Consider the following 11,655-nt stretch of genomic DNA (forward strand, 5'->3'; position numbering starts at 1 on the left):
CGTTTATCGCACCGTCCAACGCCAGTTTGACTCGGGCCGTTGAGAGGAGCCCTCAAACGGAATCTCGTTGCCGGATTAGCTGGTCCGGCAACGGGAACGATTTGCGGGCTCGGTACGGATGTGCTCATGAGCTCAGCCGTCGAATACTTCACCACTGGCGAAGACCTCACCGCCTGGCATCTGTTGTAATATCCCTCGATATAGCGAATGATGTCGCTGCGCGCTTCTCGTGACGTGCTCCTAATGGGGTATCGCCGGGGTAGAACGCTTGGTACGTTCAGGACCAATTCTTCAAATGGTGGGAGCGGGTATGAAGCTGATGGACACTCGGACCGCACATGGCGTGACGTCGCTCGTGCTGATTGGACTTCTTATGACAGGCTGCACGGCATCCGGTAGTTGCTCAGAATACTCAACGCCACAAGACGCCTTGGAAGCCTCGGATGGTGTTTATGGCGCTGAAGTCACTTCGGTCAATGAAACTAGTCGCGCCGTCACAATCGATACCTTGGGGCAGACTCTCTATAAAGGTGATGCGGTGGGGTTTAAGACCACAATCTCGATTCCCGACTGCGCCGGAAAGGTGCCATCTGTCGGCGACATAATCATCGTATTCTTGGCGCGCGACGGCGACAGCCCACAGGCGCTTCCAGGCACACCCGGCGTAATCCCGAGTGTAGCTAGCGGTGACCTCCCGACCAGCTGGCCATAACCAGGAGACTGGAGGCGCCACGCCTCAACATCAATAGTCGGGCGTGACGCTCGCGCACCGAGCTGCGCGGAGCGCAGCGGAGATGCCGTTGTCAACGTAGAGGTTGTCACGCCGGACCCCTGAGGCGAGGATGTCGATTTGTTGCCGGTCCCTGGATTGTTGGCGCGTCGATACGCGCGTAGGGGGAACGGTCAACGGGACGGTGCCGCTGCGGAGCCTCTCTGCGACTCGTGGGATCACAAAAGAGTATCGATGGGGGTGCTCGGCTTGAGTAATGATTGGCTATAGGCATGATTCACCGCCGGAGATCCGTTGTCGCCACAATGTGGCTAGGCACACTCGCCTGCTTGGGCATCTCCGTCTTCCTAGCGCCGATTGTCAGCGGAGGCTGGTGTGCAGACGCACCCGCTGGCGGCACGTCGATCTGCGGCTCGTATCAAAGGTCACTCGTTGGGATCGACACGAACCTATGGATATGGCTCGGCGCGATTGCGATAGTTGCGGTGGTCACGCTGGTGACGGCACGCAGGGCAAATCGCTCGCGTCCGGGTGGGTCCTCTGCAAGTTAGAACGGCACCAAACAATCGCCGTAAGCCGAACCCCGATCGGGACGGTCTGGGTCTAATTCTTCAGAGGGATTCGTGCCAGGACCGTCGAGTGGCGAGTCGGGCGGTCAGAAAGAGCGCAAAGCCCAGGACTCCGAGGATCGCGGCGAATGTGATTCCCCAGTCCCACACGCTGCTCTGGGTATGTACTAAGAGGAGTTCATGCTCGCTCGTGAAATAGGAGCATTGGACCCCAATGGGGAAGAACGAAAATGCGCCGTCCGTGGTCCAGCCTGCTGAGGGCAGAGGCAGATTGCCTAGCTCGGGGTTCTGATTGTCAGCGACGGTTGAAATGTAGTCCAGAATCGACGGTTTAAAACTAGGCCACCCAAGCACGATAGATGGGTGATCACAGTGGAAGATTGGGCTTTGGTTCGTCGCCTTCACTTGAGCGAGGGCGTATCGCAACGCGAGATAGCGCGGCAGCTTGGCATCGCGCGCGACACGGTCGCCAGAGCGATCGCGTCAGATAAACCGCCGAAATATGACCGGCCCGACCGGCCCTCGGGGATGCGGGATCTGGAGCCGCGATTGCGGCAACTGCTCGCTGAGTATCCCAAGATGCCCGCGACAGTGGTAGCTGAACGATTGAAATGGACCGGGTCGATTTCCTGGCTTCGCGAGACGGTTGCCCGATTGCGGCCGGAGTATGCGCCCGCCGATCCCGCAGACCGACTGCTGCATTGCGCCGGGGACCAAACGCAGTGTGATCTGTGGTTCCCGCCGGTGAAGATTCCTCTCGGTGCTGGCCAGTTCGGCTCCCCGCCGGTGCTGGTGATGGTGGCAGGGTTCTCTCGCACCATCTGCGCGGTGATGTTGCCTTCTCGGACGACAACGGATCTGTTAGCGGGTATGTGGCATCTGCTCCTCACTCAGCTACTGGCGGTCCCGCGACGGCTGATTTGGGACAACGAGGCGGGCATCGGCCGCGGTAACCATTTCGCTGCTGGAGTCAGCGCCTTTGTTGGAATGCTGGCCACCAAGATCGTGCAGCTGAAACCCTTCGATCCCGAATCGAAAGGCATCGTGGAGCGAGCCAATCAGTATCTGGAAACATCCTTCTTGCCCGGACGCACCTTCTCCTCCCCGGAGGACTTCAACGGGCAATTGGCCCACTGGTTGTCGTCGAAGGCAAACCACCGGACCGTTCGCAGCCTCGGGTGCAAACCAGTTGATCTGATCGAACAAGATCGCGCCGCGATGCTCCCGCTTCCGCCGGTGGCTCCGGTGCTGGGATTCTCCTCGAGGGTGAGGCTGCCGCGAGACTATTACGTCCGCGTCGCCGGCAACGACTACTCCGTCGATCCGACCGGCATCGGCCGGATGGTCGACGTGTCCGCCGACCTCGCCCAGGTCATCGTGAAGCTCGACGACAAGATCGTGGCCTGTCACTTGCGGGTCTGGTCCACCGCGCAGACCATCACCGACCCCGCTCATGTCACCCAAGCAGCGCGACTGCGGCACGCCTTCCAACACCCGGCAGCTGCCACCGCGACCGAGTCGGACCTGCACCGAGATTTAGCTGACTATGACACCGCGTTCGGTGTCGACTTCGACACCACCATCCCGAACGTCAGCGACGAGGAGGTCGCGTGATGGGAAACCAGACCAGCAGCGAGATCGAGTACTTGGCCAGGGCGTTAAAAGCACCTCGCATTCGCGACTCGGCGACCCGGCTGGCCGATCAAGCCAGAGAAGCGTCGTGGTCCCATGAGGAATATCTTGCCGCGGTTCTCTCCCGGGAAGTCTCGGCGCGGGAAGCGTCGGGGGCCGAGATCCGCATCCGCGCAGCCGGGTTTCCTGCCCGCAAGTCCCTCGAAGACTTCAGCTTCGATCACCAACCTTCGCTGCGTCGTGACACGATTGCGCACCTGGGAACAGGAGCGTTCTTGGCCGAAGCGAAGAACGTGGTGTTGCTCGGGCCGCCAGGAACAGGGAAAACGCATCTCGCGATCGGATTAGGCATCAAGGCCGCCCATGCCGGCCACCGGGTGTTGTTCGCTACTGCCGTCGATTGGGTGGCTCGGCTGCAAACGGCCCACCAACAGGGCCGACTCGCCCTGGAACTGATCAAGCTCCGACGTTACGGCCTCATCGTCGTCGACGAGGTCGGCTACATTCCGTTCGAACAAGACGCCGCGAACTTGTTTTTTCAACTCGTCTCCAGTCGCTACGAACACGCATCACTGATCTTGACCAGCAATCTCGCGTTCGCCCGCTGGGGTGACGTATTCGGAGACCAAATCGTGGCCGCAGCCATGATCGATCGCATCGTCCACCACGCCGACGTCCTTACCTTGAAAGGCGCCAGTTATCGACTCCGGAACACCGGAATCGAATCCCTGCCTTCAGTCCGAGCCCAGAACGCGGCACAATAATAAGACAACAGTGGCCTAGTTTTCCACCGTCGTATTTGGCCTACTTCTTCACCGTCGCTGACACTGATCGCAGGATTCTCCGATACCCACATGGGAGATGATCGCGAACTGAAGCCCCGCCAGGGCGATGAGGGCCAGCGACGGAATGCCGAGGATCCAGGACCGCGCAGTCACGGCGAGGAGCACGGGAAAAGCCGGTCTTTGCAGTTGCATTTCGTGTACCCCCTCCTCAACAAAGTACGTGCTGCCAGACGTCGCGGTAAGCGTTTGAAGAAATCACCAGCCTGACAGAGTCGGTGCCGGAACCGAACCACCATGGGGCACGTCAACGAGTCAGCTACGCCAACGGCAGCCCTCTATTCTGATAACCGACACACTGTAGAGAAATATTCATAGCTACGTGGGAGTCAGTTGCTCAGGTGTACCTTGTCGCGGCGGCCTGCGGCAGGGTTCCGGGTACGAAAGTCGCGTCTGACCAGCACAGCAGTGCTGTGCTGCGATATCTGAAGAGGGAGCAATAGATGAAACGATCGCCCATCACCACCGCACTTGAAGTGATCGCCGTCACCGTATTGGTCATCTCGGTAACTACGGACGTCGTCAAGGCCAGGGAGGAATGGCGACTTCGCCTGGGCTCCGCATGGGCAGACCACTATCGTCCGCGCCGATTTCGGAGGCAACTTCAGCAACGGATGGATCAAAAGACGAGCCCTGAACTTGCCGACCTGATCTACCAAGGAAATATGGATCAGGCGATCGAACTCGCGAACCAGCTCAACCCCGATGAGATCTATAACCGTATTTTTCGTGACGACGAACGGCACCTTCATGACGAGGCGCCTTGTGATGTTTTCCTTCGCCGCTGGTACCAGACTCTGGAGAGCCCCTACCTACGTGCTGAAGCGGCGGACAATTTTGTGAGCGCCTATACGACGCAACTCGCGCCCGTACCCAACGGCGAGTACATCGGTGCTTATATGCGTACCGACTCGTTGCGCGAACTCATCACAAAGATCGCCAGCGCGATCCTGGGCCCGGAATTGAAAGACCTGGAAGATACTCCTGAGCACCCGCTCGATGCCGCCTCGGCAGAAAAGTGGCGTGCCGTCGGCCGGATCCTTGCAGATATCGAGCTGCCTCCCGTCGTATCACCAGTCGCTCCTCCGGAGGAAGCAGAGACGAACTGACACAGGTGGCATCCGGTCATCCGACCGCGGGTACCACCCACCCCTGTTTTCCGCCCTTCCGCAGGGGGAACCCTCACCGGGACGGACGTGATCGGCTCGCTTGCGCGCTGAGCAGTACGGAAAAATCGTGGCGGACGCCAGTCGCGGTCCAATTGAGTGTGGGCCGTCGTCGTTTCGGCGCCAGGTGGACATATTCAGTGTGTAGACATCACCGATGTAAGGAGTTCCTATGGATCCGTCCTCGAGTTTTCGCGACGATGCACTCAACGATCTGCTCGATCGCGCCGCGGCGCCGGCGCCACTCTCGGCGCTGATGACAGACGCAGCCTTGCAGGAAGCCACTCGAGCTGCGCGTTTTGAAGCCGCTCGGGATGTCAAGAGTCGTCTGGGCCGGCGGCTTGCCATTTCCGGCGTCGCGCTCGCACTGGTCCTCGGGGGTACCGGGGTCGCGGCCGCCGTCACGAACTTTGAGTGGCCTTCCTGGGCGCAACAGCCGGACGCGACGATGCAGATCACACTTCCCAGCGGCGCGCAGTGCGAGTACCTGATCGGGAACCTGCAGAACGCAGATCCCGAGATCATGGACGCGGCCCGCGCCTTCTTTGCCTCTGCACCCGTTCCGACGACTGCGCAGGTCGACGCACGAGTCGTTGCCGTCCACGGGGAAACACTGGCACAGACTCCTGAAGGCGACCGCGACCGCCGATACTCCTCGGGGGTGGTGGGTGTGATGGCCGACGAGCTGGACGCCGACCTCCAACAGCACGGGTTCGACAGCGCTCAGCGACCTTATTTCGAGGGCGTCATCACCTGCGAGGGCACGAATCAGTGAGCGCTGTTCGTAGGGCACGCGACGAACGCCTCACCAACGCACTGGACCAGAACGCGAGAGACTTGCTGCGGTACCTCGAACGCCGCGTCGGGAGCAACGACGCGCCGGACGCCCTTTCGGACACCATGATCGCCGCGTGGAAAGGCGCGGCGAGAGTCCCGACCAATCCCGTCGAGGCACGAATGTGGATGTTCGGGATCGCACGCAATGTCGTCCTCAACCACTCACGTGGAGAACGGCGCCGTTCGCGCCTCGCCGAGCGCCTACGCGAGTCAGTGGGTGTGCTGCCTGCCAACAACGATGCCGCTGCCGGTCTCGACGTTCTGGACGCGATCCAACGCCTCGACCCGGACCTCGCGGAAGTCATTCGCGCAGTCCACTGGGACGGGTTTAGCTTGGCGGAGATTAGCCAGTATCTGGGGTTGCCGGCGTCGACGGTCCGCAGTCGGTACCATCGCGCGAAGCGGGAATTAGCCCACGTTCTGGGCAGCCAGGTCGAGCTCATTCAATGAGACTCCACAAGACGGTCGACCCCGCCGCCGTCGAACTGACCGGCACTACGTCGATCGAGATTCCAACGACCTATACCGAGCTTGATCAGGATGCGGTACTGAGGCGCGCTGCTCGGCTTACGCCCTGACCGCCAGGCACCGGCGCGCGGCGCAGAACACCGCCCGTAACGCGAACGTCCTGCGGACTCGTCTCGTCAGTCGATCGCTGCCGCGACGGCTTCGATCTCGACGAGCTGATCCGTATAGCCGAGAATAGTGACACCCATGAGCGTGCTCGGTACGTCGTGTGGACGGAAGGCATCGCGGTTGACCGCCCAAGCGTCGACGAGGTCGCTCTGCTTGGAGGATGCGACGAGAACGCGTGTGCTCAGGACATCACTGAGTTCGGCCTCTGCCGCTCTCAGAGCAGTGACGAGGTCCTCCATCGCTTCGCTGGCCTGCGCTGCATAGTCTCCAACTCCAGCCGTGCAGCCATCGAGGTACAACGGGCAGACGCCGGCGCGGAAGATGAGGCGCGCCTCAGCGGGAGCCGTGGCGGCGGAGGCATACTCCGCAACGTCGGAAAGGTCAGCTGAGCGGATCAGGGTAACTGTTTGGGACATGCCTCGCCGTATTGGGCACCTTGGTGCGCGGCTAGCCAGGTTCAGTCCCCAGAGCAGTCTGCGCCACATTGTGCCTGACGGCGGGCGTCGCAAGACCCATGACTGCGGCAAGACTATGACTTATGTGGATCCTTGGAAAGCTGACCGTATCTGACGATATTGCCGTGAACTTAACGCCCCCGATGGCGCAATAACAATCATGAGCAGTGATAGCGAGATCATCGAGCGGTCGAGGGATACCCCCGGCGTGTTCGCCGGGCTCTACGAGCGGCACGCAGGAACGATCTACCGGTACGCGGCACGTCGGATCGGGGTGGCTGTCGCCGACGACGTGATGTCGGAGACATTCCTCGTCGCATTCGAACGCCGTGCCGCGTTCGATCCGACGGTCGGTGCCGCACTCCCTTGGCTATACGGGATCGCGACCACGCTGATGAAGAAGCACGCTCGCCTCGAGGCTGCATCCTGGAGGGGGATGACTGCCGCAGGCGCGGCCGAGGTCATCGTGGACGACATCGCCGGTCTTGAATCCCGGGTCGATGCGGAGGCTTCCGTCCAACGAATCGGTTTGGCACTTCGCCGGATGGCGAAGCGCGACCGTGACGCGCTCCTGCTGCAGGCGTGGGCGGACCTCAGCTACGAGGACATCGCGCTGGCGTTGGCTGTTCCGGTGGGCACTGTCCGCTCACGACTTAACCGCGCACGACGTGTATTGCGGGAAGCGATCAGCAGGGGCCAAGCCCCTACAACGGAGGTGGAATATGAACGAGTTGACTCTGCTGCGCAAGGTGCGTAGCGACGTACCTGAAGCAAGCGACGATGTACTCGATAAGGGACGGGCGGCACTGTTCAGTCGCATCAACGCATCCGGATCGACGGTGGTGAAACGCCCCAAGCGGAAGGCCCGCGCCCGCTGGGCCGGTGCGGGCCTTGGCGTCATCGGCGCGGCAGCTCTCGTGACCGGCCTTGTTGTCACCAATGTGGTCGGCCTGGCTGGCTGGCGTGGAGGCGCGGACCCGGCGGCAGCCGCCGTCCTGCACAGCGCAGCGCTGGCCTCGATCGAGAACTCCGACCCGGTGCTCGCTGCCGGCCAGTACCTTCGCGTCGATTCCGCGGCGGTCTACGGGGCGACGACGCAGATCGGTGACTCGGACAAGATGGTGAGCTACCTGACGATCACGAATGACGAGTTGTACGTTCCCGCCGACCGCGCCGAGGACTGGGTGTGGGTACGCGGCCTCGCGGAGCCCTATGAGACGTTCGGACCCGAATCGAAGCGGGTCGCCGACGAGAGTTGGGCAGCGGTCGTTTCCGAGCGCGGTGCCGACTCTAACGAGCTCCTTCGGGCGCCGAAGGGTGCGTTCTACAGCTATGAGAACATCCACTCACCCGACAAACTGGCCGCGCTCCCACGGAACCCCTACGTGTTGCTGAATCAGATTTACAAGACGACCATCGGGCAGGGCAACTCCCCGGATGGTGAGGCGCTGGTGTGGATCGCCGACACCCTCCGCTTCGGCGCCGTCCCGGCCGATCTTCGCGCGGCGCTCTACAAGGCAGCCGCGATGATCCCCGGTGTCGAGATCACCGAGGAGCAGGCAAACCTCAACGGTGCGACCGGGATCGCGATCGGTCGCCTCGAGGACGTGAACGGCATCCGTCAGGACCTCATCATTGACCCGGCCACCGGCCAGCTGATCGGAGAACGACAGGTGCTCACCGGCGGCGACGAGCAGAGTGGCTTCCCGGCCGGAACCAGCATTTCTTGGACTGCGATCAGGACCACGGTCGTCGACGATGCACCCGAAGGAGGCACCGCGAACGGCATCTTCGACGAGATGGGGTGTCAGACCGCAGCAGGCGTGTCCCAATGCCCGCCAGAAGGAGTCCCGAATGAGTAACACCACATCAATCGACCCGGCCGCTGTCGACCTCCCACCGACGCAATCCATCGACATCACCGCACTGCTCCAGAACGAATTCCGTTAGAAAGAGACACAAGTGGGGGCTTCCCGCAATCGCCGGAAGCCCCCACTACCATCTGCTCGAGAAAGAACCACGAGGTGGCGTCGCTCGCCCATAAGCCAGGAGCTTGACCGCATCACTGCGGTCAAGCCCTCTTCAGCGCTGTGAGCATCAACCACACCGAGACACCGATAACGTGGTGGGTGCAGGAGAGGGAATGAAACGACGAGTAGAAGCCCAGCTCACTCGCTACGCAGCGTCCGCAACGGGAACCCCCACCGGGACAGGAGATCGCTCCGAAACCCTACTCACGCGCGCGCGGCGGCGGCGCTGACGACCGGGAATCCGGGTTGTATATGTGGTTTCGAGTTTTCACCCCTAGCCCACGCCCGAACCTGATCCCGCAAGTGGATGAATCATCAGCACCACGGTGATCAGCATGATGGCGACGGTTGCGAGCGCAACTTCGAGGCGAGTTACGCGGTGCCCGGATGCCCGGCGAAGGATCAGCAATATGGCATACCCGGCACCCATACCTATTGCCCAGACGATGAAGATCCAACCCACGAACCAAGTGATGAGGAAGAGATTCTCTCTTTCGTCACTGAGAAATCCCAGGGCCGCACCGACGCCGAGGCACCCAGCGGCAGCAATTGCGAGCACAGACACAGAAATCGGAAGAAGTAGGTTCGGACGCGCCTGACGTTGTTCCACGTTGTCAATCTAACGTCCAGGTGTTCGCCTCCGACAGGGAGACAGGAGCGCCCGCGCGGGAAAATGGTGGGTATTGACACAGAATGCAGGCACAATGAACTATGGACGCCAAGCAGGAACAGAACGCGGTCGACGATATGGTGCGCCGGCTCGAGGTCAGGTACGCGGATCTTCCGGCCGATCGCGTCAAAACAGTCGTGACGGCGTGCCACGCCTCACTGTCTGATAAGCCTATTCGGGACTTCATTCCCGTGCTCGTGGAACATGCCGCGCGGTCCCAGCTGCGTTCGGAACGACACACAGCGCCACACGCCGCCCCGCACGCGGCTTAACGTTAGGCGGAGGGGCGGTCGTTGGCCGGACCCACGCGTAATCGACTGTGTTTAGGAGCGGGCGGCGGCTAATTTCACAAGAAGGTCGGCCTTGTTCAATCGCGAATAGCCGACGATGTTGTTCTCCTTCGCCTCTCGGCGCAGCTCGGCCAGCGTTGGCTCGGATGGCCGCGCGGGAACTGCCGACGGCAGTGGTGACAAGCTCGACGTGGTCGCGGTCGCCGTTTGTGCGTGGGCGGCCTCGGTGGCAACAGCGAGCTTGCTGGCCGCTTTCTCGAGTTTGGTCGCCAACTTTTGCGTCTGCTTGGACAGTGCGAGCGCTTCTTTGCGCAACTTTGAGCTGGAGTCGGCGACGGCTTCGCATGCGGCCTGCACCGCTTTCTCCGCGCGTGCCAATGCCTTCATCGCTTCCTTCTCCACGCTTTTGGTGGAACCGGACGACGACTTGCTCTTCTTTGTCTGCGCCATACTGCGCTCCTCTGCTAAGTTGGCGGCACTCGGCCATGTTCTCCACAGTACTGAGTCCAGGGCTGCAGCAGTACAGTCCGTGGTGACTCGAAGGCCGTCACAAATGCTGTGCCCTATTGTGACGGTGCGGCGCGCTTGACCTTCGCCGAGCTGCGCACGTGTTGCCAGAGGTCCGCGAATACCCGTGCGGCCTCGGTTCCCGGTGCGTACGTAGCGACCGGGGCTCGTTCGGAACCCATCCGCTCGATCACCACGGTCGCGGGAACCACGAGGTCAATCACTTGCGGGTGTTCGCGGGGCAGGGACTCCGCCGCAGCCCGGTGTACCAGTTTGCGCCGGTCCACCATCGACAGGAATGCGAACACTTTGGGTGGGCTGTCGGAATCGGCGATGATTTCGTTGACCTGGGCGAGTGACCGCAGCGACAGTGGGGACGGTACGAGGGGCAATATAACGAGGTCAGCGGCGTGCAACGCGTTCTCGGCGACCAGGGATGCCCCGGGCGGGCAGTCCAAAATGACGACATCGTATTCTCTTGCGACCGATTCGAGCACCTTGGCCAGACGGTGCGTTGACTTCTTTGCCGCGTCGAGGACCAGATCTAAGTCTCGGTATGTTTCATCGGCCGGCAGCACGTCAAGATTCTCGTACGCGGTTGACCGGATGGCGGCATCCATCTCGGTCTTCCCTCGAATGAGGGAGTCCACGCCGCCCTTGATTCTCGGCTTCACATTGAGCACGAACGTCGAGGCGCCCTGAGGGTCGAGATCCCACAGCAGCACGCGACATTCATGCGACGCTTCGAAGGCCAGATTGACCGCCGTCGTCGTTTTGCCGACCCCACCCTTGGTGCTGTACACCGCGACCGTCTTCATATCCTCATTGTATGAGTACACGAACAACCGCTCCCGCTTCCGCTGGGTGGCGTAAACGAGCTGGACTCGGTCGTCCAAAACTGTGACGGCTACGAATCGCTCTCCGCGCTCGCCCGTAGGTCCGGTTCTGCAGGACTAGTAGGCAGTCTCTATCGCGCGCCGTCGCTCGTCGCGATGGTATGACTTACAGTCCCTTCAGGTTGCTGTTGCCGAACATCTTCAAGGCCGTGCCATGTTCGAACTCATTCTGGCCGCCACAGCCCGCAGCTACTTATCCATGCGCCGGTTCACGCCGCCGCCATCGTTTCTGACGTGATCAACACACGGCACGGGCTGAAGTGGGACGTGCCCGCGATGCTGTTCGCGGTGTCACGGCCCGCAAGCCGGACCTCGACTCCGACGATTATTGACTGACTCACAGGCAAGCGGGATGGTGTTGCCATGAATGGATTATTGATTGGATACGCTCGCGT

Annotated in this window: 14 protein-coding genes; 9 read left to right on the top strand and 5 right to left on the bottom strand. The window is 61.4% G+C overall.

Annotated features, from left to right (window positions below; genetic code table 11):
* The first annotated feature begins 1,662 nt into the window (after window positions 1-1,662).
* Complete coding sequence (gene istA, locus E3T38_RS04165; RefSeq protein ID WP_134546468.1) at window positions 1,663-2,913, top strand: IS21 family transposase; 1,251 nt, start codon at window positions 1,663-1,665, stop codon at window positions 2,911-2,913.
* Window positions 2,913-3,695 (top strand): IS21-like element helper ATPase IstB, encoded by a 783-nt coding sequence (istB, locus tag E3T38_RS04170; protein WP_134546488.1) that lies wholly within the window; start codon window positions 2,913-2,915, stop codon window positions 3,693-3,695. The genes istA and istB overlap by 1 nt, the downstream gene beginning before the upstream one ends.
* A gap of 48 nt (window positions 3,696-3,743) precedes the next feature.
* Here the strand turns inward: istB and E3T38_RS16600 are convergent, their stop codons facing one another.
* Window positions 3,744-3,908 carry a hypothetical protein gene (locus E3T38_RS16600; RefSeq protein WP_166805411.1) on the bottom strand — a complete coding sequence of 55 codons (165 nt, stop codon included), beginning with the start codon at window positions 3,906-3,908 and terminating at the stop codon, window positions 3,744-3,746.
* 308 nt (window positions 3,909-4,216) lie between these two features.
* On the opposite strand from E3T38_RS16600, the gene E3T38_RS04175 reads away from it, so the two are divergent.
* The 4 genes from E3T38_RS04175 to E3T38_RS17270 all read left to right on the top strand — a co-directional run bounded on the left by E3T38_RS04175 (window position 4,217) and on the right by E3T38_RS17270 (window position 6,354).
* A complete protein-coding gene (locus E3T38_RS04175; protein WP_134546470.1) occupies window positions 4,217-4,882 on the top strand; it encodes a hypothetical protein in 666 nt (221 codons plus the stop codon).
* A 229-nt stretch (window positions 4,883-5,111) separates the two neighbouring features.
* Window positions 5,112-5,714, top strand: coding sequence for a hypothetical protein (locus E3T38_RS04180; protein ID WP_134546472.1), 603 nt, complete (start codon window positions 5,112-5,114; stop codon window positions 5,712-5,714).
* A complete protein-coding gene (locus E3T38_RS04185) occupies window positions 5,711-6,226 on the top strand; it encodes an RNA polymerase sigma factor (protein ID WP_092451879.1) in 516 nt (171 codons plus the stop codon). The genes E3T38_RS04180 and E3T38_RS04185 overlap by 4 nt, the downstream gene beginning before the upstream one ends.
* On the top strand, window positions 6,223-6,354 hold the full coding sequence (locus E3T38_RS17270) for a hypothetical protein (RefSeq protein WP_255409517.1): 132 nt from the start codon (window positions 6,223-6,225) through the stop codon (window positions 6,352-6,354). The genes E3T38_RS04185 and E3T38_RS17270 overlap by 4 nt, the downstream gene beginning before the upstream one ends.
* 66 nt (window positions 6,355-6,420) lie before the next feature.
* Here E3T38_RS17270 and E3T38_RS04190 read toward each other — a convergent pair whose 3' ends face one another.
* Window positions 6,421-6,828, bottom strand: a complete 408-nt coding sequence (locus E3T38_RS04190; RefSeq protein ID WP_134546474.1) for a RidA family protein — start codon at window positions 6,826-6,828, stop codon at window positions 6,421-6,423.
* 199 nt (window positions 6,829-7,027) lie between these two features.
* Here E3T38_RS04190 and E3T38_RS04195 point away from each other — a divergent pair, with 199 nt between their 5' ends.
* Together E3T38_RS04195 and E3T38_RS04200 are read left to right on the top strand one after the other, a co-directional pair.
* Window positions 7,028-7,624 (top strand): RNA polymerase sigma factor, encoded by a 597-nt coding sequence (locus E3T38_RS04195; protein ID WP_134546476.1) that lies wholly within the window; start codon window positions 7,028-7,030, stop codon window positions 7,622-7,624.
* Complete coding sequence (locus E3T38_RS04200; RefSeq protein WP_134546478.1) at window positions 7,590-8,729, top strand: CU044_5270 family protein; 1,140 nt, start codon at window positions 7,590-7,592, stop codon at window positions 8,727-8,729. Before E3T38_RS04195 ends, E3T38_RS04200 begins: the two co-directional genes overlap by 35 nt.
* A 442-nt stretch (window positions 8,730-9,171) precedes the next feature.
* Here the strand turns inward: E3T38_RS04200 and E3T38_RS04205 are convergent, their stop codons facing one another.
* Entirely contained in the window at window positions 9,172-9,507 is a 336-nt protein-coding gene (locus E3T38_RS04205; RefSeq protein WP_134546480.1) for a hypothetical protein, read from the bottom strand.
* Between the two features lie 101 nt (window positions 9,508-9,608).
* On the opposite strand from E3T38_RS04205, the gene E3T38_RS04210 reads away from it, so the two are divergent.
* Window positions 9,609-9,839: a three-helix bundle dimerization domain-containing protein gene (locus E3T38_RS04210; protein WP_134546482.1), complete on the top strand. Its 231-nt coding sequence runs from the start codon at window positions 9,609-9,611 to the stop codon at window positions 9,837-9,839.
* A gap of 51 nt (window positions 9,840-9,890) precedes the next feature.
* On the opposite strand, the gene E3T38_RS04215 is transcribed toward E3T38_RS04210, so the two are convergent.
* The gene (locus E3T38_RS04215) at window positions 9,891-10,307 is read right to left on the bottom strand and encodes a hypothetical protein (RefSeq protein WP_134546484.1); all 417 of its coding nucleotides are present in this window, start codon (window positions 10,305-10,307) and stop codon (window positions 9,891-9,893) included.
* A gap of 113 nt (window positions 10,308-10,420) precedes the next feature.
* On the bottom strand, window positions 10,421-11,182 hold the full coding sequence (locus E3T38_RS04220; RefSeq protein ID WP_166805412.1) for a ParA family protein: 762 nt from the start codon (window positions 11,180-11,182) through the stop codon (window positions 10,421-10,423).
* Window positions 11,183-11,655: the final 473 nt, after the last annotated feature.

The organism is Cryobacterium sp. Hb1 (assembly GCF_004403585.1).
GTDB classification, from domain to species: Bacteria; Actinomycetota; Actinomycetes; order Actinomycetales; family Microbacteriaceae; genus Cryobacterium; species Cryobacterium lyxosi.